This window comes from Rhizobium sp. ZW T2_16 (genome assembly GCF_044987325.1).
In the GTDB taxonomy this organism is placed as follows: domain Bacteria; phylum Pseudomonadota; class Alphaproteobacteria; order Rhizobiales; family Rhizobiaceae; genus Neorhizobium; species Neorhizobium cellulosilyticum.
Window position 1 is genome coordinate 42,959 of record NZ_JBJDRG010000020.1, and the last position, 23,152, is coordinate 66,110.

At 56.6% G+C, this 23,152-nt stretch carries 22 protein-coding genes and 1 pseudogene; 8 read left to right on the top strand and 15 right to left on the bottom strand.

What is annotated here, in order from left to right; all coding sequences use genetic code 11:
- Positions 1-6: 6 nt before the first annotated feature.
- The 4 genes from ACI3K0_RS26235 (at position 7) to ACI3K0_RS26250 (ending at position 3,112) form a co-directional block, all read left to right on the top strand.
- Positions 7-225, top strand: a complete 219-nt coding sequence (locus tag ACI3K0_RS26235) for a hypothetical protein (RefSeq protein WP_148148672.1) — start codon at positions 7-9, stop codon at positions 223-225.
- Between the two features lie 512 nt (positions 226-737).
- A complete protein-coding gene (locus ACI3K0_RS26240) occupies positions 738-1,283 on the top strand; it encodes a TetR/AcrR family transcriptional regulator (RefSeq protein ID WP_206827417.1) in 546 nt (181 codons plus the stop codon).
- Entirely contained in the window at positions 1,280-2,467 is a 1,188-nt protein-coding gene (locus tag ACI3K0_RS26245) for an MFS transporter (RefSeq protein WP_206827416.1), read from the top strand. Before ACI3K0_RS26240 ends, ACI3K0_RS26245 begins: the two co-directional genes overlap by 4 nt.
- Before the next feature lie 324 nt (positions 2,468-2,791).
- Positions 2,792-3,112, top strand: coding sequence for an EAL domain-containing protein (locus tag ACI3K0_RS26250; protein WP_404946542.1), 321 nt, complete (start codon positions 2,792-2,794; stop codon positions 3,110-3,112).
- A gap of 146 nt (positions 3,113-3,258) precedes the next feature.
- Here the strand turns inward: ACI3K0_RS26250 and ACI3K0_RS26255 are convergent, their stop codons facing one another.
- The 5 genes from ACI3K0_RS26255 to ACI3K0_RS26275 form a co-directional block, all read right to left on the bottom strand.
- Complete coding sequence (locus ACI3K0_RS26255; RefSeq protein WP_206827414.1) at positions 3,259-3,744, bottom strand: hypothetical protein; 486 nt, start codon at positions 3,742-3,744, stop codon at positions 3,259-3,261.
- A gap of 114 nt (positions 3,745-3,858) precedes the next feature.
- Entirely contained in the window at positions 3,859-4,842 is a 984-nt protein-coding gene (locus ACI3K0_RS26260; RefSeq protein WP_183688123.1) for an aldo/keto reductase, read from the bottom strand.
- Positions 4,843-4,905: 63 nt separating this feature from the next.
- A complete protein-coding gene (locus ACI3K0_RS26265; protein ID WP_148148676.1) occupies positions 4,906-5,661 on the bottom strand; it encodes an SDR family NAD(P)-dependent oxidoreductase in 756 nt (251 codons plus the stop codon).
- Between the two features lie 128 nt (positions 5,662-5,789).
- Positions 5,790-7,220: an MFS transporter gene (locus ACI3K0_RS26270; RefSeq protein ID WP_404946543.1), complete on the bottom strand. Its 1,431-nt coding sequence runs from the start codon at positions 7,218-7,220 to the stop codon at positions 5,790-5,792.
- A 70-nt stretch (positions 7,221-7,290) separates the two neighbouring features.
- Entirely contained in the window at positions 7,291-7,824 is a 534-nt protein-coding gene (locus ACI3K0_RS26275) for a TetR/AcrR family transcriptional regulator (protein ID WP_206827504.1), read from the bottom strand.
- Between the two features lie 204 nt (positions 7,825-8,028).
- Here ACI3K0_RS26275 and ACI3K0_RS26280 point away from each other — a divergent pair, with 204 nt between their 5' ends.
- From ACI3K0_RS26280 to istB, 3 genes and pseudogenes are all read left to right on the top strand, one after another.
- Positions 8,029-8,418: a RidA family protein gene (locus ACI3K0_RS26280; RefSeq protein WP_148148678.1), complete on the top strand. Its 390-nt coding sequence runs from the start codon at positions 8,029-8,031 to the stop codon at positions 8,416-8,418.
- 237 nt (positions 8,419-8,655) lie between these two features.
- Positions 8,656-9,402 (top strand): annotated as a pseudogene (locus ACI3K0_RS26285) (Mu transposase domain-containing protein); the annotation flags it as partial.
- Positions 9,403-9,413: 11 nt separating this feature from the next.
- Positions 9,414-10,172, top strand: coding sequence for an IS21-like element helper ATPase IstB (istB, locus tag ACI3K0_RS26290; protein ID WP_206827412.1), 759 nt, complete (start codon positions 9,414-9,416; stop codon positions 10,170-10,172).
- A gap of 356 nt (positions 10,173-10,528) precedes the next feature.
- Here the strand turns inward: istB and ACI3K0_RS26295 are convergent, their stop codons facing one another.
- From ACI3K0_RS26295 to ACI3K0_RS26340, 10 genes are all read right to left on the bottom strand, one after another.
- Positions 10,529-11,788, bottom strand: a complete 1,260-nt coding sequence (locus ACI3K0_RS26295) for a D-tagatose-bisphosphate aldolase, class II, non-catalytic subunit (RefSeq protein ID WP_148148680.1) — start codon at positions 11,786-11,788, stop codon at positions 10,529-10,531.
- Between the two features lie 107 nt (positions 11,789-11,895).
- Positions 11,896-12,648: an NUDIX hydrolase gene (locus ACI3K0_RS26300; protein ID WP_404946544.1), complete on the bottom strand. Its 753-nt coding sequence runs from the start codon at positions 12,646-12,648 to the stop codon at positions 11,896-11,898.
- 5 nt (positions 12,649-12,653) lie between these two features.
- Positions 12,654-13,427 carry a glucosamine-6-phosphate deaminase gene (locus ACI3K0_RS26305; RefSeq protein ID WP_148148682.1) on the bottom strand — a complete coding sequence of 258 codons (774 nt, stop codon included), beginning with the start codon at positions 13,425-13,427 and terminating at the stop codon, positions 12,654-12,656.
- A gap of 53 nt (positions 13,428-13,480) precedes the next feature.
- The gene (gene nagA, locus ACI3K0_RS26310; protein ID WP_148148683.1) at positions 13,481-14,578 is read right to left on the bottom strand and encodes an N-acetylglucosamine-6-phosphate deacetylase; all 1,098 of its coding nucleotides are present in this window, start codon (positions 14,576-14,578) and stop codon (positions 13,481-13,483) included.
- Positions 14,579-14,596: 18 nt separating this feature from the next.
- Positions 14,597-15,514 carry an ROK family protein gene (locus tag ACI3K0_RS26315; protein WP_206827409.1) on the bottom strand — a complete coding sequence of 306 codons (918 nt, stop codon included), beginning with the start codon at positions 15,512-15,514 and terminating at the stop codon, positions 14,597-14,599.
- Entirely contained in the window at positions 15,511-16,590 is a 1,080-nt protein-coding gene (locus ACI3K0_RS26320) for an SIS domain-containing protein (RefSeq protein ID WP_206827408.1), read from the bottom strand. Before ACI3K0_RS26320 ends, ACI3K0_RS26315 begins: the two co-directional genes overlap by 4 nt.
- Positions 16,591-16,663: 73 nt before the next feature.
- The gene (locus tag ACI3K0_RS26325; protein ID WP_206827407.1) at positions 16,664-17,629 is read right to left on the bottom strand and encodes a hypothetical protein; all 966 of its coding nucleotides are present in this window, start codon (positions 17,627-17,629) and stop codon (positions 16,664-16,666) included.
- An 81-nt stretch (positions 17,630-17,710) separates the two neighbouring features.
- Entirely contained in the window at positions 17,711-19,396 is a 1,686-nt protein-coding gene (locus ACI3K0_RS26330) for an iron ABC transporter permease (protein ID WP_148148687.1), read from the bottom strand.
- Positions 19,396-20,478, bottom strand: a complete 1,083-nt coding sequence (locus tag ACI3K0_RS26335) for an ABC transporter ATP-binding protein (RefSeq protein WP_206827406.1) — start codon at positions 20,476-20,478, stop codon at positions 19,396-19,398. The genes ACI3K0_RS26330 and ACI3K0_RS26335 overlap by 1 nt, the downstream gene beginning before the upstream one ends.
- A gap of 103 nt (positions 20,479-20,581) precedes the next feature.
- Entirely contained in the window at positions 20,582-21,574 is a 993-nt protein-coding gene (locus tag ACI3K0_RS26340; protein ID WP_404946545.1) for an ABC transporter substrate-binding protein, read from the bottom strand.
- Between the two features lie 293 nt (positions 21,575-21,867).
- On the opposite strand from ACI3K0_RS26340, the gene ACI3K0_RS26345 reads away from it, so the two are divergent.
- Positions 21,868-23,001 (top strand): ROK family transcriptional regulator, encoded by a 1,134-nt coding sequence (locus ACI3K0_RS26345; protein WP_148148689.1) that lies wholly within the window; start codon positions 21,868-21,870, stop codon positions 22,999-23,001.
- The last annotated feature ends 151 nt before the right edge of the window (positions 23,002-23,152 follow it).

Below are 23,152 nucleotides of genomic sequence, written 5' to 3' on the forward strand. Positions count from 1 at the left end.
GAAGACATGGATGGAAGAAGCCGGGATCTTTCCGAAAGCGACATGCGGATATTGCGAACGCTACTTGGCCGCTACGCGGCACGTTACCATCTCACTGGCCCCGAAAAAGACGACTTGATCGAGCGAACGTTCCGGGCCTTGGCGAGCAATCCGGACATATTTTTCGAAATCCCTGTCGAGAAAGCCGCCGCGGAGACAATGCACCGGATCTATACCGACGATTAGATTTGAGGCGAATTGCATGGCGAGAAGTGGGGCTGGCTCAGGATGTTGATTGGTCGCGAACGTCACCTAATGGGGGCGGGAGACGCAGCAGTATTCGGCTGCAAGTTCGCTGGCCACTGAGCCGGCCGGCGATCAAGCCCCTCCTGATAAGATTAACCTAAGAGAGCTCTTGAACGATATAGCACTTTCGACCCAGTCATTCAAATGACAGTCATTCCAGATCTTCAACAGCGACCCCGGCTCTGAAGGCCGTGCGTGAACGAAATATCACCGCGCACGATAGACTATCGGCGCGGCGCCTTCGGTTCAGCCGTCACCTGTCACGGAGTGTGGCCTCAACCTCCGTGCCCACATATGCCTAACCGCAATAGATCAATCGAAGTCTTCGATCTTGGCCCGATCTCCCGGTCCCTAATGCCGCCAGCTTTTCTAGTTGCAGCGATGGAGGTCAAAATAATACCTCGCTGTTAACCATTACTTGACATGTAAAACGATCGCTTTACATCAACGTCATGAAAAAGCAGCAAGCGATTATAGGAGGCGCGGAGCGAGCGTTCGAAGCCGAAGGGTTTCGAGGAATTGGGGTCGACAAAATCCTCGCCCAATCGGGAGCATCGACACGAACCCTTTATAAGCATTTCGGGTCTCGGGATGGTCTCGTGGTTGAGGTCCTAAAGCAAAGGCATCTCGCCTTCATGGCATTGTTGAGGGAGGCGGATCCTTCCGACCCTGTAGGGCAGCTTTTCGATATCCAGCGTAGGTGGACTGATGATCATATTAATTCCGGCTGTATGTTTTTGCGCGCCCACGGCGAATACGCCGCCGTAAACGCGGAGATCACCGCCGTCGTCCACGATCATAAACAACAATTTGAAACTGAAATCGGACGGCGTGTGGAGATAGCACTCGGTAGTCCTGACGCGGATCTAGCAATGCAGATCTCGCTTTTGTTTGAAGGCGCGACGGCGTTGTTAAGCTTGAGAGGACCAATCACTCTTGAGACCGCGAAAGAGGCAGCGGCGCTTTTGGTACGAGCACGTCTGGAGCATAGGCCATGATCGGACGCGCAAACATGGTGGCTGCGGCCTTCGCCCTCACAGCCCTCACCTACGGGTTGACGAGGTTTGCGTATGGCCTTCTGCTGCCTTCGATCCGGGCTGACCTTGACTTGAGTGCAATAGCAGGTGGCTGGATCGGCGGGTTGGCCTTTGCATCGTATTGCCTCGGGGTTGTTTTGGCGTTCACCTTAGTCGACCGGTTCGGCGAGCGATACATCACCGTATTGGCAGGCTCGTGCGCGACTGTCGCAATGGCAATAATCGCCGTGTCGTGGTCAGTTTGGAGCCTAGGCTTCGCCATGGCACTTGGGGGCCTTAGCACCGGATTGACGTCACCTCCGCTCGCATCAGCGGTGGCAATAACTCTTTCTCATCCTGATCAGCACAAGGCCAATGGCCTCATCAATTCGGGGACTGCAGTAGGGATAGTAATTTCAGGCGCAGCGGCGCTCGCATTTTATGGTAGCTGGCGCGCGCTTTATGCGGCGTTTGCTGGTCTCGGATTAATAATAACTTTCTGGCTTTCCTGGACGATCCCGCCTCGAAACAGCAAAAACGTCGCAGAAAAATTGCATTGGGGTGACGCTCAGGTTCCGGGCGCACACAATCTCACGGCTGGCTCGTTCATCGTCGGCTTTGCTAGCACCGCAGTATGGACATTCGGCGCAAACGTAATGCAGGATGAAGTGGACTTCTCCAGGTATCAAATCGCTTTAAGCTGGATTGTACTCGGAGTGGTCGGCATAGGAGGATCATCAACGGGGTCACTTGTGCAGCATCTCGGACTTCCTTTTGTTTACCGCCTTGCGGTCGCAGTGATGGGTTTAGCCATCGCGATCCTTGCAGCAGCGATTGGTTACTCCCCCCTCGCCTTCATCGCTCTCGGTTTGTTCGGCTTAGGCTACATCGTCGCAACGGGTGCCCTTCTCATCTGGGGTGTATCGATCTACAGCAGACACCCTGCACTAGGGCTGAGTGTGCCGTTTCTCATTGTTGCTATCGGTCAAACCGTTGGAGCGCCGATCTTCGGGCTGCTATGGGATGTCGGTGGAAGCGTCTCGGCTCTCGCAATCTTCGCTATGGTCATGGCAGCTGCCGCAAGCTTCACCGCTGCAAAGAACGCACCTTCTGAAGAAAGTCACCAATCAGACCGAATTGGTGGCGCGGTCAGTGATAAGTCCTGAGGGACTATGCTGGTGAGAGGTGCGTGATGAGGACCAACTCCATCTAACCAACATTCTAAGCGACATGGCCAGAAGAGGTCGACGAGAGGAGCGCCCCGATCCTTCTTGCATCACGAAAAGCCAATCGGCGTCTGCGCCGCCCATGCTGGCAATCGGGGCGGAGCAGCCACCTCCTGCGCTTCGGCACTGACGAAATCTTTTCGCGCTCTTGATGGGAGGTGGACCGCCGTCACCCAGGACAGGCGAAGCTAAGGCCATTTCCGCCTCTTTCGAGAGCCGACATGCACCGGCGCCGAACCGAGGGCATCATAAGCAATAACTGCAATGGTCACGTTGTTTACTCCGGCAAGGCGCTCATTGCAGCGCTATCCGCTCACCACGTTGAAAATTGACCGGGGATTTATTCAGCACATTCTGGATAAGCCTCGTGACGCCGCGATCGCAAAAGCGTTGATCGGTCTGGGTTGCGACCTAGGCCTTGAGACGGTCGCGGAAGGCATCGAAACGAGTGCTCAGGAAGATGCTCTACTTGCACTCGGATGCCGGACAGCCCAAGGCTACCTTTACGGCCGGCCCATGCTCTACGCTGCCGTCCTTAAGTTTATCGAAAAAAACTGTCTTCCCCTATCTTCGATGGCTGGTTGAGGGCTCGCTCCGCAGTTTTTTTGCGTAATGAAGGATCTGAGATGGACGAGCGGGATGTGACATGAAGTGGCTGAGGCGACCTGCAGATCTTCGCGCGACGCGTTGCCTGATGTAGCGAGGACTATGGCATGCGCGCAAACCCTATCTCACCGGGCACGATCGCCGAGACGGGCCAAATTATAGATCTGAACCGCAAGACCCAATACAAAAATGGCCGCTATGGTCCCGACGGCACCCTTTAACACAACCGAATTTGGGTCCGCGACAAACGGATGACCGTCGGGCACGCGTCTCAAGGTCTCGGAAACAGATGGGACCATCAGCAAGAAGACAGTCAGGCTCAAGAGTATCGTCTCGATATAATTCCGAAGGCGCCCCAGAAAGACGAGCTTGTTGGCTGCGTAGCCACCAAGCAGACACAGCAAGGTAACAAGCGCGATCGCAGGGCTGACAGGTGCCTTAGCCACGAGGAAAATTGTCAAGCTGCCGACCAGCATGCATACGAAATAGATGTATCCTGGCACGCTGTCCGGCTTGATACGTCCAAATCGAAAAATCATGTAGGCGGCTGCGGGTATTGCAGGAAGGCTTCCTAACGTGTGAAGCCAGCCGAGCGGTGTTATTCCGAACATATTCATTCCTTCTCTGCGTAAGCTGGATTCAAAGACCAGGGAATATTTGATGGTTAGGAAGCGTCTCCGTCGTGGGTAAACGCTCCCGGCGACCCGGGCGAAAACGCCAAGCGATCAGGAAAACCCCACCACAGAGTGGGGAATGTAGTTGACCTCAAGGGTTTGTATTTCTGCAGCGGTGAGCCTGAAGCCCAGCGCAGCGGCAGCGTCATCCAGGTGATGCAATTTGGTCGCCCCGATTATGGGCGCCGAGATTTCGGATTTCGATAGGAGCCATGCGAGTGCAATCTGTGCCCGTGGTACCTCCCTCTTCTGCGCGATCTTTGCTACCGCCTCGACCACGCGTCGGTCGGCGTCCGCTGTCGTGCGAGTGTAAAGGCCGTTACCCAACTCATCGGTTTGGGAGCGCTCGCTTTGCTCCCTCCAGTCGCGGGTCAGGCGGCCGCGCGCAAGCGGGCTCCAAGGAATGACGCCGATACCCTCCGATTTGCAGAGCGGAAGCATTTCCCTTTCTTCCTCGCGGTAAAGCAGATTCAGGTGGTTCTGCATTGAGACGAACTTTGTCCATCCGTTCGCCTGGGAGACAGAAAGCATTTTGGAGAATTGCCACGCGTACATGGAGGAAGCGCCGATGTAACGGGCTTTGCCTGCCTTGACGACGTCATGCAGGGCTTCCAGGGTTTCCTCGATCGGGGTTTGATGGTCGAACCGATGGATTTGGTAAAGGTCGACATAGTCGGTGCCCAGCCGCTTCAGGCTTGCGTCGATCTCCGAAAAAATTGCTTTTCGGGAGAGGCCGGCGCCATTTGGTCCAGGCTTCATTCGGCCGTTGACCTTGGTGGCGATGACGACGTCGTCTCTGGCTACGTAGTCTCTGATCGCACGGCCGAGAATTTCCTCGCTCGTCCCGTCCGAGTAGACATTGGCGGTATCGAAGAAGTTGATCCCGAGTTCGATCGCCCTGCGGATAAATGGCCGGCTCTGCTCTTCTGGCAACGTCCAGGCGTGGCTGCCGCGATCGGGCTCCCCGTAGCTCATGCATCCAAGGCCGAGGCGCGAAACCTCAAGGCCGGTATTTCCAAGGCGCGTATAGTTCATGTCTATCTCCAATTTCGCTATGAGACGAACTTCACAGGCGACAGGTCTCGCGTCGCCTGACGCTCAGGCGCTTATGCCGCCGTCAACAAGAATGCCCGAGCCGGTGATATAGCCTGCGCCCGGCCCAGCGAGGAAAGCCACGACCTCTGCGACCTCTCTGGTCCGACCGTAGCGGGCAATCGACAGGCTTGGCAGGATAGCAGGTGCCAGTGCGCCATCGGCAGGGTTCATGTCGGTGTCAATTGGGCCCGGCCTAACCAGATTGACGGTTATTTCCCGCGGCCCCAGTTCGCGAGCGAGACCGCGCGTAAAGCTCTCAAGTGCCGATTTGGTCGCTGCATAGACCGCGATCCCCGCAAACGGGACAGCCAGGCCCGCGTTACTGCCGGTACTGATGATGCGTCCACCATTTGGGATGTGTTTGAGCGCCGCCTGTGTCGTCAAAAAGACGCCGCGCACATTGACGTCCAGCTGCCGTTGGATCTCTTCGAACGGTTGTGTGGCAAAATCACCAGCGAACAGGACGCCGGCATTGTTAACCAGGATGTCGAGGCCGCCGAGTTCTGTGACAGTCCGGTCGATAGTGGCGGTCGCGGTATCGGGCCTGGCCGCGTCGGCCTGGATGGCAACCGCTTTGCGACCTAGAGCCCGGATCTCTTCGGCGAGAGCTTGCGCTTTTTCGGCCGACTTCTCGTAGGTAATCGCAACGTGAGCGCCGTCTTCCGCCAGCTTCAGCGCGATGGCAGCACCGATGCTGCGTGCCGCACCGGTCACAAGCGCTCGTTTGCCGGCAAGAGGAAGGTTGGGGGTGATGTCCATGGGAGGTTACCTTGATGTGTTATGGTTCAATTTGTGAGGAAATGATTGTGCGGTAGTGGCAGCTGAGCCGTCGGAAACGTTCGCTCCCTCAACGACAAAGCGGGTGATCAAACCGCCAAGGCTCGCGCTCATCGGACGACCTCTTTCTTCGGTCCAAGCCCTGCAGAGAGCCAGCCTGCGACGAGTAGACAAAGACCGATCGCCACTGCTGCAATGCTGTAGGCATGACCAATGGATCGCTCATCGGTTGATGAGCCCAGGGTCGAAAAGAACAATCCGCCGATTAGGGCTGTGGCTAAAGCGCCCCCAATCTGAAGCATCGAATTGACTAGGCCGGAAGCCAGACCAGACTGCGTCGGGTCCACCCGCTGGACGACTGCTCTTACGAGATTTGGAAGCGCAATTCCTTGTCCGGCACCAACGATGAACAATGCAACGAAGAGGAACTCCGGCGCCCCAAACGAAATGAGAGCTGCTGTGCCAAATAATCCGGCGGCTTCCAGAGACATGCCCGCGGCGGTGGAGTACCTGCCGAAAATGCGAAAGACGTGGCCACTTACGAATGGCCCCAGAACGAAGCCGACAGCGGCAGGAAGGATTGCAACCCCTGCCTCGAAAGGGGTGCGACCAAGGCCGCCTTGTTGATAGACAGAAAATGTCAGCCAGAAGGCCGCGAAGGCATAGAAGAAAAATGCTGAGAGCAGCCCACGCTTCAGTCCCGGCACCTGAAGCAGGCGCGGAGCGATAATGGGATCTCTTCCAGCCGCCTCTACCCTCCTCTCGTGATGCCAGAACAGGAAAATAAGCGGAAGGGAGGCGGCAAGCATCAGGATTGCCGAGGTGGGCCAGCCATGCTCGCGGCCCTCGATGAGCGGCCAGATCAGCGCACAGAGCGCGAGTGCAATCAGCACTGCTCCGCCAAGATCCAGTTTGCTTGCGTGCTCTGCTCGTGTCTCTCGCAACATCATCATCGCCGACGGTGCGGCGATGGCGATCACCGGAAGGTTGATAAGGAAAATGGCCCTCCATCCCAACCCAAAAATATCGAGCGCAATGAGAGCCCCACCAAGAAACAGTCCGGCCATCGATGCGACACCGAATGTCAGCGCGTAAAAACTGAGAGCCCGTGATTTCTCTTGCTCTGGAAAAATTGCATTGATGGATGCCAAAGCCTGCGGCGCCATGATCGCCGCGGCAAATCCCTGAAGGATCCGACCGACAACAAGCACCGATGGAGACCAGGCAAAACCGCATAAGGCGGAGGCGGCCGCGAAAGCGACCATTCCTACCAGAAAGACATTCCGGCGACCGTAGAGGTCGCCTAGCCTGCCACCCGTGATCAGCATCACGGCATAGGTTGTGGCATAGCCCGAGATAATCAGTTGCATTGTCGATGCGCTGGCATGGAAATCCTGACGGATCGAAGGCAGCGCAACATTGACGATGAAGAAGTCGAGCGGTGGCAGGAAAGCTCCAGTTAAAAGGATGACGAACGCCGTCCATCTGCGCGGATCAGGGGGGAGCTCAAGATTACGGACACGTTCCACAAGTCTCTCCATGTCGAATGCAGACCGATCAGTCGGACCTTACAAATTCGCTATTTTGGAACCTTTTGGTTCCTAATAAAAGTCAGCCAAGCGGTCTCAGCGCGAAGTCGACCATCGCTTTAGTGGTGTCGCGATCCGCGCCGGCTTTTCCCAACACTCTCATTCCTTGGATTTGACACACGAGGAACCTTGCGAGTGTCCGCTCGTCCAGTTCAGCACTGATCTCGCCCAGCGCTTGACCTCTTATGATGGCGGCCGCATAGAGATCTTGCAGTCGCCGAAACAGCCGAGCGATCCGAGCGGAAACCTCTTCATCCGCCGGAAGCATTTCCACAGCCGACAACACGACAAAGCAGCCTCGCAGCCCCTCCTTGCCGGAGGATTCTTCGACCTGCCGCGAGAATGCATCCTTTATTGCTGCTTTAGGAGACGGGTTGGAATGTAGGATTTCGCCAACCTTGCGAATGGCTTCGTCGATGTAAAGGTCAAGGGCGCGCAGATAGATGCCCCGTTTGTCCACGAAAGCCTTGTAGAAGCTCCCTCGTGATAGCTCCATGCCTTCGAGCAGGTCGGGCAACGAAGCATCGTGATAACCTCGATCCCAGAACACGCTCATTGCCTTGCGAACTGCGTCATCGAGTTCGAATTCGCGAGGGCGTCCGATGGACGGGGATGTTTCAGTGCTTTTCACCATGAGAACCATATGGAACCATTCAGTTCCTATTGCAAGTGATTTTTCTCGGCGCTACCTAGAGAATCTGATTTCAAGGCGCCGCTCATCTATAACGGGGCGCCACTCTCTAATAGGAAGCGCAGAACAATGGATCGCGAAATCATCATACCGGAGGAAATGCGTGAGATCGTTGCAAGAGCGGGATATGCGCCGGCGGTTAAGGTCGGCGATACGATCTACGTCGTCGGGCAAGTCGGCCGCACCATAGACCTTCAGGTGATTGAGGACCCGCATGATCAGTTTCGCGCCATGTGGGAAAATCTCCGTATCGTTCTTGAGGCCGCAAACTGCACCTTCAATGACGTTGTGGAGATGACGAGCTATCACGTGGAGATGTCAAAGCACATGGATATCTTCCGGACGGCAAAGAACGAAGTCTTCCCTAAAGGGACATACGCGTGGACCCGCATTGGCGTATCCGAACTCGCCCATCCAGGCTTGCTTGCGGAGGTGAAATGCGTCGCAGTGAAGCGGTAGCAGATCCAGCCACACCTCTCTCAAGAAGAGGTGGGCGCTCGTCTGCGCCTAAGAGCGGTACCGGCATTAAAAGGCGGTCTCATTCATCTTGAACGGGTACGAACTTGCGACATACGAATGGAAACGTGCATTATCTCAGAAGCTTAGGCTCATCGATCTTCTTAGATCCCTGATCCGATTGCATTTTCCTATGCAGACTGTTTGCTGACTGCCTCAACGAGGATTTGATCAGCGAATATGGTCCCGATCCCACAGTTTCCAACATGGGAGGCGTTCAACGTCTGGCTGGAAGAGCAATGCCGCAAGCGCCAGGGCGACAGGCTACGCGGCGAGAGCGGGACGATCGGGGAGCGGCTACAACGGGATCTGGCGGCTGCCATGCGCATGTTACCGGCATCGCCTTTCGATGCGTGCGACCAGGCCGGCGTCAAGGTAACAGCCCAGTCGCTCGTTCGCTACAAGACAAACGACTATTCCGTGCCGGTCGCCTACGGCCAACAGGATGTCTGGGTCCGGGGTTATGTCGACGAAGTGGTGATTGGCTGCCGTGGCGAGATCATCGCCCGCCATCCCCGGAGCTGGGAACGGGAAGACGTCATCTTCGATCCTGTGCATTACCTGCCGCTGATCGAGCAAAAGATCAATTCGCTGGATCAGGCAGCGCCTCTCCAGGGGTGGGACTTGCCAGAGGAATTCGCCACGCTGCGCCGGCTGATGGAAGGCCGCATGGCAAAGCATGGCCGACGTGAGTACGTGCAGGCTCTCCGTCTTCTGGAGAGTTTCGACCTGGCGGACCTGCATGCGGCGGTGAAGCAGGCCCTGCAGCTCGGAGCTATCGGCTTCGACGCCGTCAAGCACCTGATCCTATGCCGGGTGGAGCGCCGGCCGCCTCGACTGGACCTGTCTAACTATCCCTACCTGCCGAAGGCGACGGTCGAGACGACATCGGCGAAGGCGTACATGCGCCTCCTGTCATCGGATGCGGGAGAAGCGGCATGGGTACCGAAGCATCAGAGATCCTGCTTGCCCATTATCTCAAGACGCTGGAGCTGCCGACCTTCCAACGCGAGTACCAGAAGCTGGCCCGGCTATGCGCCACAGAGGGTGCCGATCATGTCGGATACCTGTTCCGGCTTTCCGAAAGGGAGATGATCGAACGGGATCGCCGCAAGGTCGAGCGCCGCATCAAGGCGGCCAAATTCCCCGTCGTCAAAAGCCTGGACAGCTTCGACTTCGCCGCCATCCCCAAGCTCAACAAGATGCAGGTGCTGGAACTGGCCCGATGTGAGTGGATCGAGCGACGCGAGAACGTCATCGCTCTCGGGCCAAGTGGCACGGGCAAGACGCATGTCGCACTCGGTCTCGGCTTGGCCGCATGCCAGAAGGGCATGTCCGTCGGCTTCACCACGGCCGCCGCCCTGGTCAGCGAGATGATGGAGGCACGTGATGAGCGGCGTCTTCTTCGCTTCCAGAAGCAAATGGCTGCATACCAGCTTCTCATCATCGATGAGCTGGGCTTCATGCCGCTGTCGAAGACCGGCGCGGAGTTGCTGTTCGAGCTAATCTCGCAACGATACGAACGCGGAGCCACCCTGATCACCAGCAATCTACCGTTTGACGAATGGACGGAAACCTTGGGTTCCGAACGTTTGACGGGCGCACTGCTCGATCGCATCACCCACCACGTCAACATCCTCGAAATGAACTGCGACAGCTATCGTCTCGCCCAAAGCCGCGCCAGAAAGGCCGGCTAAACCCTCCTTGAAAATCGCCACGTACGCATGAGACCCCCGCTCGGGCTACGCCCTCACGGAGGTCTCATGCGCGCGCCGATAGTGGCCTGGTTTTACTCCGCCGCCTGGCGTTAATTTGCTCCGGCGTTGACACGCAGTCATAGATGCGTCGTACCTGCATCGCTCAGCCAACTCATTGGGCACCCCATGCCAATGCTCACTGCACAATCAGCAATTATGCCAGGTAAAGGGGATTGTCGTTGCTGCCTACGAATTGTGACGAAGGGGCGCCTGACGAGGCGCCCTCTGCAGGAAGAGAAAGATATTACTGCTCCGGAAGCGGCATAAATACGGCTTTCAGAAATCGCCGTAGTACTTCAAACGCAAGCTCTGGCATACTCGTTAAGGGCGAGTTTTACGTATCCGAGCTTGATTGATGCGGCGTTGGGCTCAACCTCGCCCGACCTGACAGCTGGGACAAGTGGCGCAAGATATTGACTTATAAGCGTCTCGGAAATGATCTGATTTTCCAGGCGAAGCATCAACTCAGTGACTGCGTTTTGCGCTTTGGGATGTGCCCAATAATATCGAATTCGATCCGAATAGCTGAAGTGACGTTGCAGTTTCTGCTCAAGCTTGTCGCCAGAGTAATAATTCGCCCAATAGCCCTCTTCTTCTACCATGAGCATCTCCATCGCATCCTTTAGCTTTGGTGTCCCCCCATCAAGTTCCGCAGCGATCAGATCGAGCCCATAAAGCGCTTCCCTCAATGCGAAGGTTAGCCCCGGCCCCACCTTTAGGATTGAAAAACCATCAGTTACGAGAGCCGAAAGTGCGTCCACTGTCTGATAGTCTGTGGAATGCGCTTCGAAGACCACGTTCGGCATTTGCGTCAATGACTTCGAAAGCTCCTGGGAAAGCTCTGGCCTGTAGGCCACAACATTGGCGCTGCCAAACTCGACGCCCGGCTGGACGACGAGACCAATGACTCGATCGAAGGCGGCACCAACTCCTTGATCCTGAAATGCCTTGCGGTGAATTTCGTAAGTTTTGAGTGCGGCCGACGCATCAGTGACGTCAAGACTATCAACGACGTGCGAAGCTCCTCCGGGGACAGGTACCTCCGTGCCGATAATGTATACTGGCGGCGTCTCACAATTGTTTTCTGCAACCTTTGCCAATTGCGCAGCGCGGAGAGCCACAAGCTCGTCATCAAGGGCAACGGCCTCACCCTGGCAACCCATAGAGCAGTCCAGATGCAATTTTGTAAAACCGGCGGAGGCATAATCTGCGATCATCACCAGCGCCTTCTGCATGGCGCTGGCTGCGGGCAGATGCTTCCAAGGATTCGGGCCAAGATGGTCTCCACCCAGAATGAGCATATCCTTATTGAATCCGACGCTATCCGCTATCTTCTCTACGAAACCCCGGAAATCCGCAGGCGTCATCCCTGTATATCCGCCGTCCTGGTTTACCTGGTTGCAGGTGGCTTCGATGAGAACTTCGCGGCCGCTTTGGCAACCTAGCTCCAATGCAGCCCGGATGACGTCCGGGTGCGCAGAGCACACCGAGGTTATTCCGTATTTCTCACCGCGATCGTGTCTTGAACGTAGCGATGTCAGAGCAGAGGATGCCATGGTTTTTCTTTCGAATTATTATGAAGTTCGGGAGAACGCAGCAGAGCTGTTTGGCAGCGTCGCGTCTCGAAAGCCTGCTTTGCGCGAGTGGATAAAAAAGAGAGAGCCTACGGGACATCCACCAGCAACGCGTCGCGATGCTCGCTTAGAAGAGTAGCCAGATAATCGACTATGGCGTCGCCTTGTTGAGCAAGAAATTGGTCAACCGATCGCGAATCGAGGGGTATGGCGAGCAAGGTATCGAATTCGGGCTCTTCACCATGTGCAAGCTGTCCCTCCCGATGTGATCGAAAAAGTGATTGCGCCTGGCTGGCATCACCATCGAATAGAACAAGATAAATTAGGCCAACGGTTTCGAGCCTGCCGCCCGTCTTGATGCAGAGGGGTTTAAACAGCGGTTGATATTCCAGAAACCCGGCACCAAGCTCTTCAGCGAGCTCTCGGCGGCAGCATTCGCCCGGGTTCAATGTTCCATCGACCGTGAGTTCGACCCCGCCGCCTGCGCATTGTATCTGACCCGGCGACGACGTATGAGAGGCCATTCGCCCGGCAAGGAGATGGTTGTCACGAGTGATCACGACAGCCGCGGAGAAAACCGCGCGGCAGGCGAACTCGCGTTCTGCATCGGACATTGCGTACAGATAGTGCGCGTAATCGGTAGCGGAGACCTCGATTTCAGGGGGCGCCTGATCAATAGTCAGGTGGGATGCGACAAGGACGGGGCCGTTGAAAAACTTCCCTTCAGCGTTGATCTGAGCCCAATGGGCGTCCACTTCACGGCGATAGTCTTCCGGCAAGAACAGATGCCGTTTGGTTTGAGTGAGGCTGGCCGGCTGATTGCAGAACGTTATCTTCGGCATATTAATCAGGTCCTTGAGAGCTGAGTGGCGGCTGCTTCATCGAGGAACCAGTGTATTCGGGCATGTTGCTGCAGCAGCGAGGCAGGACATGCGGTGCTCGGTGCACCCTCAAGGCTTTCTCGCACCGCATCTGCCTTGGCAGGGCCAGTAGCAAGCATGATGATCTCGCGGGCCTCGAGAATGTCGGCAACACCCATTGTGATGGCTTTGGATGGCACCTGTGCCAACTGCAGAAGTGTGGGTTTGTTGGCTGACAATGTTTCAGCTGAAAGCTCGACCACTCTCAGACGGCTGTCCCGGGCGGATGCCGGCTCGTTGAACCCGATGTGACCGTTGGTTCCCAGACCGAGAAGCTGAACATCCACGCCACTGCAGGCTTTCAGTTGCGAGGCATATCGTGCAGCCTCCAGATGTCCGTTCTCGGCATCGCCCGTAATCAGGTTTATATTGCGAGGGTCAAAATCGGCGCCGCCGAAGAGTTCGCGCCACATGAAGGCGGCAAAAGAGTCGGGATGATCGCCACGAAGCCCGCAATATTCATCGAGGTTGAAGGTTCTGACCTTGCTGAATGATACGGTTCCAGCCTCGAAGGCTTCGATCAGTTTCGCATAGACCCTCCGCGGCGTCTGTCCCGTGGCCAGCCCAAGCACGCTGTCGGGCTTCGATCTCACCTGCGAGAGAAGATGAGAGGCAACCGCATCGGCAGCATCTTCTGCTGTCGGAAGGATGGTCAGAGTCTGGAAGTTTTTCGTGGTTGCAACATTTGTCCGAATTGCCATGCCCTGTTCACATCCTGCATAAAAACTAGATCTGTTTGCGAATTCATCGGTTGCTAAAGCGATTGACGCGTAAGGCCATTATCCAGAGCCAATATTTCTGCAGTCGGCATCCCCGGTCGAAGGCTCGGACGGTCGAGACGCATGGCATCGAGAGGGATCATCGCCGCCATCCTATAGGCTTCCTCGAGAGAAAGGCCGACATGCTTCACGGCGTTGGCGAGGCAGGTCGCCAGATCGACGTGAGCACCCGCGAGAGAGCCTGCACGATTGATCAGGGCGCCGTTGCGGACACTGATCGTTTCACCATAAAGCTCGAAATGATCCGGCCCACCGATCGTTGCCATTGCATCCGAGACCATGAACATGCGCCCCGAGATCGGCCGTGCGCGGCAGGCAAGCGCCACCATCGACCATTCTACATGGTGGCCGTCGACGATTATCCCGGCGAACGCTTCTGAGTTGATCGCGGCACCAAGTATCCCGGGTTCTCGAGATTCCATCGGTGGCATCGCGTTATATAGATGGGTGAAGCACGAAACACCCGCATCAAGCCCCTCGCGCGTCTGCGCTGCCGTCGCAGCCGTATGTCCGGCGGACACGATGACACCCATGTCGACGACGCGTCGGATCGTATCGTTCGGCACGATTTCGGGTGCAAGCGTCAGCATGACCGGAACACCGGCTGCTCTCAGCTCCACCAGGACCTGCAGCGTCTCATCCTCCATCGGCCGGATGAACGCCGGGTTGTGTGTCCCCTTGCGCAGAATATTGAGATGCGGCCCTTCGATATGGAGGCCAAGAAAACCATTCATTCCCCAGGCTTCACGTGCCGCAGCAGCCGTCTTCTGCATACGTGCGGTTTCGCAGGTGATCAGCGTCGGCATCACCCAGCCAGTGCCAAGCTGACGCTGGGTCTTGACGATATGCTCGATCGTTTCTGCGCTCGGCTCCGAATTCAGCATCACGCCGCCGCTGCCATTGACCTGGAGATCGGTCAGCGCCGGTGCCAGTAGATGAACCAGCCGGTCAGGCGTCTCTCCGCTCTGCAACGGACGAATTACAACCAGCGCGCCCCCCTCGATTTCGGCCACAAGCCCCGTGTTCAATTCTTCCGCCTGCCAGACGAAATCCGCCGCTATGAGCTGGCGCATCACAAATCTCCTGTCGAACTAATTTCCTATACGGGCGGCCATGATAGCCGCCCCGCGAGCGCCGGAACTGTCGCCGTTGACTGCCACCCGGATCACCGGCAGGCGCATCTCGCCGAGACGGATGGACTTGAACGGCGTTTCGACGAGGCTGATCACGTCGGGGATACTCGAAAGTCCACCGCCCAGAACTATGCAGTCGGGATCGTGAGCGAGTTGAATGAGCAGAAGCAACTCGGCCACGACCTCAGCCCACTCAGACAGGATCGTGGAGCCTTCGGCATGTCCAGCCACGGCCTCGGCCACAATTTCCTCTGCCTTGACCGGGTACCCCTTGCGAAAACGGCCGAGGGCAGCAAGGCCGTTGCCCGAGGCGTAAGCTTCAAAGCAACCAATCTTGCCGCAACCGCAGGAAAAGAGCGGCAACCCACGCGCCTGTATCAGTCTCGCAGGCACGCCGAGGTGGCCGATTTCCAGCGCCGATCCGTTGCGCCGGCGGGTGAGAGCGCCGCTTGATGTCAGGCCAGCGCCAACACCGGTTCCCATGATCAATCCGATAACGGCATCAAACCCGTCGCCAGCGCCACCATTGGCTTCGGAAAGTGCGAAGGCCTGACAATCGTTCATCATCGGCAACTCGCGGCCGATTGCCCTGGATAGAAGTGCAGGAATGTCATGGCCGCTTGCCGGCAGGTTCGACGTAAATGCCCGTCTGGTCTCGGCATCGATCAGTCCCGGGATTGCAATGCCGATCGGCAAGGTGCCGCCTTGTCCGGAAAGTGTCTCCAGCCATTGAACCTGTTGGGCAAGCGCATCGATGAAGCCGGAGAGCGTTTCCTTCGGCGTCGAAATTCGACGCAGCTCGACTGTCTCGAACTCCTCGTTGAACAGCCGCGCCTCGATTTTCGTGCCGCCGACATCGATGCCGCCGTAGGTCATGCTTGCACCGGGTAAAGCGTAACACCCGATACGACGCGCGATAGATTGCCCTTACCGGCGAACGGATTGTCGATGTTGAGCGCAAGCTCGGCAGACCAGAAGACGGCCCAGAGCTGGGCGGCGAGGACGTAAAGCGGCGCTTCCCAGCATGCGTCTCCCAGCGCGCGCAGATCGACGTCGCATCCCTCTCCACCGAATGTCAGAACCGTGGCCTCGGGATATTGCGCTTTGATCTCGCGTGCGACGTCCCAGTCATAGAGCGAGGTGTGCTGGTCGGGATGGATCATGACGACCACGAGGTCCTGACCGGTGATGACTGCCTTCGGTCCGTGCCGAAAACCGAGCGTGCTATCCCACGAGGTCATCGTCTGGCCGGCGGTCAGTTCCAGAACCTTCAGCGCCGACTCGCGAGCAACACCTTTCAGGGCGCCGGAGCCAAGGAAGATGATCCGATCCGGGCGTGCAGGTGTCATTTGCTGCAGCATCGGCAGCAGATGGCCGGCTTTCTCGGCCAGCGTCGAAAGCTGTTTGGCTGCATCGACAGTGCCGTCCATGCAAGCCAGCGCCGACAGCAACATCGTCGTAAAGCTCGATGTCATTGCGAAGCCGCTGTCATGTGTGGCTTCGGGCAGCGCGATAACCTTCTGTTCGCCGGTTCCGGCCGGTGGGCGGGTGGCAAGAGCACCGTTCGGGTTGCAGGTGATATTCAGCCTGTGAACCTTCGGGAACTGACGATCTAGAAGGTCGAGGGTGCCGACGCTTTCGGAACTATCGCCCGAACGACCGAACTGCACGACGAGAAGCTGCGGATCGTCTCTAAGGCAGTCGTGAGGGCATGCGACGATGTCCGTCGTAGGAATGGCGCGGACGCGGAGGGAATTTGCCCTGGGAAAGCTCAATGCGTCACCGATGAAGGCGGAGGTACCTGCTCCAGCGAAAATGATCTCGGTGATCTGTTTTTCCTGGATCCAGCAGCGGATTTCCTTGGCTTTGATGGCAAGTTCAGGACCCCACTCCGCCCAGATTTTCGGCTGTGCAAAAATCTCGCTCCAGGTTGCACTCTCTTCTGGCCGCATGACCGATTTCCTTGTTAGCTTCTGTTTTGGGGATGGCGGTTGTTCGAGGCGAAAAACGCCATCAAGATATTTGTCAGGCATTTGTCGCGCGTGGTGGGATGGCGCAAACGATCGTCCGATCGTCGCAGCTTTCGAACGATGTCGAGCCCTTCACTGCCGGAAATGCCCCAGTCTTGTGAAAATCGACAGCTTCGACCCGCTCGAATTCCCGTTCCCAGTCGCTGGCATGAATGCCATCCGCCGGAATTGACACATAACCGTCGGAAAAGATTTCGATGCTCTCGACCTCGGCCTTCGGCAGCAGGATGTCGGTGACGCCATCCGTTATGATGTCCTTGCCGTTGATCGAGGCATAGCCCATGTCACATACGCTGTTCGCATAATGGAACTGAGTGCGAATTCCACCTTTCAGAAATTTAGCCGCAACATCATGGGGCGTTTTGGCTGCAGCGACGGCCGCAGCAATAGCGCTCGCCACGTCTTCCGCCGTCAGACGTCCGGTTTCCACGGCAGCATCGAGACCATCGAAAATAACCTTGCGGGTCGCCATTTCCGCCTCGTCTGCATCTCCCATTTTCGCCGACAGAATACCATGGACCGCTATGCGGGCTGCGGTACTGACGGTATCGATGAGCTTGTGGTGCTGATAGACGGTCTTGCCGTTAATGCGGATGCCGGTATCACCAAGCGCCAGAAGGCGGTAGTGATCGGCCGTCGTTACAACGATCGCTGCGGTGGTCGATGGCGGGTGGGCGATGTTGCGTTCAACTGCTGCATTCCGGACACTGTCGCTCAGCGACTGAAAAATCTCGTGGCTGCTTGCCGTTTGCAGTTGGCCTGAGAGCGCCAATTGCGCCGTGCATTGTGCAGCGCTGCGCGCGGCGATCCGGCCGGAGCTTTCTCCGTCATAAAAGGCCCCGGTTGGATCCGTCGCGCCATCAAAGACCGCCAGAACGCTATCTGGTTCGATCAGGATGACGTCGTCTCCCGGCTTTGTGGCCGTCTTGTACTTGGAGCGTGAAAAGGCTTCGATATTCATAAAAACTGTATTCCTTTGAGCGACAGTCCTCCCATCCGGCACCAGATGGTGCCGGTCGGGAACGTCAGCGACGTGGCGCGATCAGACGAAGGCGGATTCCTTGCGGTCCGAAAAGCGGAACACGGTGAACACACACAACCCGGTCGACAGAAGCAGGAGGGTGGAGAGAGCGGCGGCTGTGCCGAACTCGCCATCGATGACCTGCACATAGATAAGGACCGGCATGGTGATCGTCCGCGACGTATAGAGAATGAGCGTCGAGGAGAGTTCGTTGATCGCGGTAATGAAGCTCATCAGCGAGCCGATGATCAGGCCGGGCATCATCAACGGCACCGTGACCGATGCAAACGTCTTGGCCGGAGAGGCACCAAGATTGATGGCAGCCTCCTCGATCGACGGTTTGATCTGCCGAAGGATCGATGTCGTCGATCGCACGCCATAAGGCAGGCGGCGGATGAACACGAGAAGGATGATGATCAGCGCCGTACCGGTCATGTCGAAGGGTGGGTGCTGGAAGGTCGCAACATAACCGATCGCCATGACGACGCCGGGGATGAGATACGGCACCATCAAAAGCAGATCGAGCGAACCGGAAACGAAGTTGTCACGACGGACGACGATGAAGGACAACAGACCTGAAACGACAGCGATCAAAGCGACGGCAGCAAGGGCAAAAACAAAGCTGTTGTAGATCGCCTGCGGTGAATCCCTGAGGATCCGCTCGTAGCTTCCCAGGCCGAAATTACCGGTGAAGACCGGGCCGCTGGTTTCAAGGAATGACGTGTAGACGACGGTGAAGGCTGGAAGCATGGCAATGAAGACGACGAGATAGCAAAAGCCGTGCACCAGGATCGACTTTAGAGGCGACATGGCCTTCTTGCCCGGACGATTGGTCAAGGCGCTGGCGTAACGACGCTTTGAAAGAATACGACGCTGCAGGAGGAGCGCAATCATCGAGATCGCGATCATCAGCATGGAGACGGTCACCGCCATGGTTGGCGTACCACCCATTTCCGACGTGTACTGCGTGTAGGCGATTGTTGCCAATGTACGCACACCCCGACCCAGAATGGCCGGCGTTCCGAAATCGGCAATCGACAGGACGAAGCAGATGATGGCTCCGGTGCTGACCGCCGGAAAGATCAGCGGAAGAGTTACCTTGTAAAATCGCTGGAAAGCGGTGCAGCCCAGGTTCTCGGCTGCGTCCTCATAGGACTTGTTGATCGTGTTCAGCGCATTCTCCGTCATCAGGTAAATATAAGGGAAGAATTTCAGGCTGAAGACCATCACGATGCCCGGAACGCCATAGATGGTCGGAGCCGGAATTCCTATTGAAGAAAGGATGTTGGTGACGGCACCATTGGAGCCGAACAGCATGATCCAGGCATAGGCGCCGATGAACGGCGGAGCGCAGAGCACCAGAACTGCGAATGTGGCAATGACCGCACGGCCGCGTATGCGATAGCGGGATGTGCAGAACGCCAGCGGAATGCCGAGAAGGCAGGCGCCGAGCATGCCCAGAAGTCCGATGACGATCGTGTTCCAGAGTGCTGCCGTGTAGAAGCGGCGCGTCAAAACCTGCACGTAGTTTGAAAGGCCAAAATTACCTGTCGTCGCATCGAAGAAGCTGATCGCAAGGACATTTGCGATTGGAAGCAGAAGCAGGACTGCCAGAAGCAAGACAGCAAGTGCCGTGATAACGGTCCAGAATCCCGGGCGCTTGAGACGACCTGTGAAGAAACTCGGGGTTGCGATAGCTGCAGTCATCAGAACAACCTCGCTCCCGTGACGCCGTCTTCGAACAGCTGCACTTTCCTGGCAGGGAAGGCAAATACAGCTTCGTCGTTCGGATGAAGCGCGATGATGTCGGAGGTGGGCTTGGTGACAGCTTCGATCTCCTCACCCGACGCAAGGGTGCCGGCAACTGCCATCTCGCGACCCGTAAAGCTGACCTGGCGGATCTTGACCGGCAATCGAACCATATCGTCCTCATCATTGGCGGGATTGACGACGATATATTCAGGGCGAACGGCGGCAACGATCTTTCCACCGGCTTGAACCGAAGACAGTTGTGGCAGTGCTACCGATGTCTCGGCAATTGCCGCCTGCGTACCATCGATGGAGAGAGCCAGAAAATTGTTTGCGCCGACGAAGGACGCCACGAAACTATTGGCGGGGCTGTTATAGACATCCCAAGGCGCGGCGGCCTGCTGAATGACGCCGCCATACATGACGCAAACGATATCTGACATGGCCAGGGCCTCTTCCTGGTCGTGTGTCACGTAGATGGTCGTGATATTCATAGACTGCTGGATCGCGCGCAATTCGCGACGCAGATCGACACGCAGCTTCGCATCGAGATTGGAAAGCGGCTCATCCATCAGCAGAACCTGCGGATTGATGACGAGTGCACGCGCAAGGCCGACACGCTGCTGCTGACCGCCCGACAGTTCATGCGGCATGCGTGCTGCGTATGGCTTCAACTGGACGATATCGAGAATATCGGCAACCCGGCTCGCAATCTCCGATCTTGCCACTTTGCGCTGCTTCAGACCGAAGGCAATGTTATCGGCAACGCTGATATGCGGGAAGACTGCATAGTCCTGAAACACCATGCCGACGTCACGCTTGTGGGCCGGAACGTTTTCAATCTGCTGCTTTGCGATTGCGATGATGCCGCTATCCTGCTGATGAAAACCGGCAATCGTGCGAAGAAGCGTTGTCTTGCCGCAGCCGCTCGGCCCAAGCAGGGTGAAGAACGAGCCCGACGGAATTGTTATGTTGATATCCGACAGTGCGACAGTGGCGCCGTAACTCTTGCGGATGCTGGTGATTTCGACTGCGGACATAAAGGATCCCCGTGGACCGACAGGATTTAATCCTGCGGACAAACGAACTTAATTCTGGAAAAGGGTTTCAGGGCATGGCCACGAGGCCATACCCTGACGACTATTACTGGATGTCGAGCATCACGTCGTTCCACGCCTTCATGACGCGGTCACGGTTGTCTGCAGCCCATTTGAAATCATAATTTGCGTCTGGAACGTCAGACAGCGGGAGCAGAACCGAATTGGCATCAACGTCGCCACGGATAGGGCGGCGACCGTGCTTGGCAACGACTTCCTGGCCTTCCTTGGAGACGATGAAGTCAATAAAGGCCTTGCCATTCTCGACATTCGGCGCGCCCTTGATCAAGGCCATGCCGTCAGGTGCGATAGCAGTGCCCTCTTTCGGATAAACGATATCGACCGGGGCCTGTCCGAGCTTGTAGCGAAGCGCTGCGTCCTCAAGCGTGATGCCGATTGCCTGCTCACCGTCATTGACGAAGCGTGGCACAGCGCCCGATGATGTCGAGAATACGGTATTGGCGAGAATGCCCTTGTAGATTTCCCAAGCCTTGTCTTCCGGCTTGAAAAGCTGGAGCACGGTCGACAGCTGGATGTAGGCAGAGCCCGACTGGTCAGCACGGGCGGAAGAGATCATACCCTTGTATTCCGGCTTCGTCAGGTCTTCCCAGGAGGTGGGAGCAGGCGCGCCCTTCAATGCGTCGCGATTGACGATAAACGCCGTCACAACCGCCGTGAACGGAATCCAGTTTTTGCTCGGCGACAGCGATGGAGTAATTGCTGACGCTTCCTTCGGCTCGTAAGGCTGGAAAAGAGCAGCAGAGAAGTCGATCACGGTACCGTCGACACTCCAGATAACATCGCCTGCCGGTTTACCACTCTCCGCTTTGATGCGGTTCATAAGCTCGCCCGAGCCTGCCTTGACCAACTCGACTTTGGTGCCGGTCTTCTTCTCGAATGCCGGCAACAGTTCATCCATCATCTGCTGGGGTGCAGCTGAATAGACAACGACGGTGCCCTCTGCGTGAGCGACGGTCAGCGACGTGAGCATCGCAGCGCCAGCGGCAAGCGATGTCAGAAAAGTACGAAAATAGCCCAAAATGGCCTCCAGATTTTTAGTTCCCGTTGGCGTCATGCGCGAAGTTATTTTTGTTTTTCGCTGAGCGTTCAGATCACGCGCATCCGTCGACATTTAATTTTCGTTACGTAACTAAATAAGTCAAGCGCGTTTTCATGAAACCGTCATAAATGTCTTAAAGCACTGAATCGGTGTGACTTTAATCCATATTCTGCTGTGAATAGCCGTGGCATTGTACGCCTCGACAAACAAATCTGATGTCACTTGGCCCGATCTGGGATAAGCCTCCAACAGAGGTCGAATAGGGGACACGGTTGATCAATCTCGGCTACAACGAACGTCGGCTCATAGAGATGCTGCGAGGCCGTGGAAGCATGTCTCGCACAGAACTTTCACGCGAGATGGATGTATCTGCGCCGACATTGACCCGCTTGACATCGAGCCTGCTCGAAGCAGGCCTGATACGCGAAGCCGAAACAAGTCGGCATGGCGGAGGGAGAGGCAAGCCTTCCACGGATTTGGAGTTAGACGCTGACGGGCTGTTCACCATTGGCGTCTATTTTAACCCAGACGACCTAAGGATTTGTGTCGCCGATTTGAATGGGCAGATAAGGGCGGAGATCCGCCAGGATCTGGACGACCATAGTTTCAGAAACATCATGAGCATTGCCGAGCCAGGCGCAAAAGAGGTCATCCGCAAGGCAAAAATCGATGCAAAACGAATTCTCGGATGCGGGCTTTCATTTCCGGGACATTTCTCTCGCCATCCCGGACATGTGTTTCAGATACCGCAATTTGCCGGCTGGCATGACGTGGATGTCGACAAGGATTTTCAGCCGTTCTTCGATTACCCGGTGCACCATGAGAACGATGGCAAGGCGGTGATTTTATCCGAACTCTATTACGGCGTCGGGCGTAACCTTGCGAACTTCGCCATGGTTTGGCTGACCTACGGGATCGGTGGTGGCGTAGTCGTACAGCGACATTTGTATCGGGGAAGCAACCGCAATGCCGGAGAATTTGGCGGGTTGTTTCCAAAATCCAGTAGCCGACCTTCCGGGCAGGACCTTTGTCAGATGCTTGCGATGAATGGTACGACGATACGACGGCTCAGCGACATTACCGAAGATTATGCCGACCATCCTCGAGTCCTGGAGTGGCTGGACCGTGCAACCGATCAATTGAGGAGCCTGGCTCTTACCGTTGCAAGGACACTCGATCCATCGGCCATCGTTTTCGGGGGATCGCTTCCCGACTGGCTGCTCGGCCGAATTGTTGAGCGATTGGGATCGCTTGAAACTTTGGGAGAAGACTTCTTTGTCGAGCCGCCGGAAATCCGCAAATCGGATCTGAGCGAAGTCCCTCATTTAGGTGCAGCGACCATCCCACTTTATCGAGCGACAACGCCTAGCTACTACTCTGGCAGAGCTCTGAAGGGCTGGGCGTGATTCATAGTTTCGTCTTGCTAAGGTCTTGAACATGGGGTAATCGCGGGACGGTTTGCCCAAAGGCATTGCCTCAGCAATATCTGACATGGGTGGTTGCCCCCGGTAAGATGGAAATACGGGCTCACGTTTGGAACCGGGCCCAGCATCAAAT

Coding starts and splice junctions, on each gene's coding strand:
- ACI3K0_RS26235 (WP_148148672.1), top strand. CDS start 7: ATGGATGGAAGAAGCCGGGATCTTTCCGAAAGCGACATGCGGATATTG.
- ACI3K0_RS26240 (WP_206827417.1), top strand. CDS start 738: ATGAAAAAGCAGCAAGCGATTATAGGAGGCGCGGAGCGAGCGTTCGAA.
- ACI3K0_RS26245 (WP_206827416.1), top strand. CDS start 1,280: ATGATCGGACGCGCAAACATGGTGGCTGCGGCCTTCGCCCTCACAGCC.
- ACI3K0_RS26250 (WP_404946542.1), top strand. CDS start 2,792: ATGGTCACGTTGTTTACTCCGGCAAGGCGCTCATTGCAGCGCTATCCG.
- ACI3K0_RS26255 (WP_206827414.1), bottom strand. CDS start 3,744: ATGTTCGGAATAACACCGCTCGGCTGGCTTCACACGTTAGGAAGCCTT.
- ACI3K0_RS26260 (WP_183688123.1), bottom strand. CDS start 4,842: ATGAACTATACGCGCCTTGGAAATACCGGCCTTGAGGTTTCGCGCCTC.
- ACI3K0_RS26265 (WP_148148676.1), bottom strand. CDS start 5,661: ATGGACATCACCCCCAACCTTCCTCTTGCCGGCAAACGAGCGCTTGTG.
- ACI3K0_RS26270 (WP_404946543.1), bottom strand. CDS start 7,220: ATGGAGAGACTTGTGGAACGTGTCCGTAATCTTGAGCTCCCCCCTGAT.
- ACI3K0_RS26275 (WP_206827504.1), bottom strand. CDS start 7,824: ATGAGCGTGTTCTGGGATCGAGGTTATCACGATGCTTCGTTGCCCGAC.
- ACI3K0_RS26280 (WP_148148678.1), top strand. CDS start 8,029: ATGGATCGCGAAATCATCATACCGGAGGAAATGCGTGAGATCGTTGCA.
- istB (WP_206827412.1), top strand. CDS start 9,414: ATGGGTACCGAAGCATCAGAGATCCTGCTTGCCCATTATCTCAAGACG.
- ACI3K0_RS26295 (WP_148148680.1), bottom strand. CDS start 11,788: ATGGCATCCTCTGCTCTGACATCGCTACGTTCAAGACACGATCGCGGT.
- ACI3K0_RS26300 (WP_404946544.1), bottom strand. CDS start 12,648: ATGCCGAAGATAACGTTCTGCAATCAGCCGGCCAGCCTCACTCAAACC.
- ACI3K0_RS26305 (WP_148148682.1), bottom strand. CDS start 13,427: ATGGCAATTCGGACAAATGTTGCAACCACGAAAAACTTCCAGACTCTG.
- nagA (WP_148148683.1), bottom strand. CDS start 14,578: ATGCGCCAGCTCATAGCGGCGGATTTCGTCTGGCAGGCGGAAGAATTG.
- ACI3K0_RS26315 (WP_206827409.1), bottom strand. CDS start 15,514: ATGACCTACGGCGGCATCGATGTCGGCGGCACGAAAATCGAGGCGCGG.
- ACI3K0_RS26320 (WP_206827408.1), bottom strand. CDS start 16,590: ATGCGGCCAGAAGAGAGTGCAACCTGGAGCGAGATTTTTGCACAGCCG.
- ACI3K0_RS26325 (WP_206827407.1), bottom strand. CDS start 17,629: ATGAATATCGAAGCCTTTTCACGCTCCAAGTACAAGACGGCCACAAAG.
- ACI3K0_RS26330 (WP_148148687.1), bottom strand. CDS start 19,396: ATGACTGCAGCTATCGCAACCCCGAGTTTCTTCACAGGTCGTCTCAAG.
- ACI3K0_RS26335 (WP_206827406.1), bottom strand. CDS start 20,478: ATGTCCGCAGTCGAAATCACCAGCATCCGCAAGAGTTACGGCGCCACT.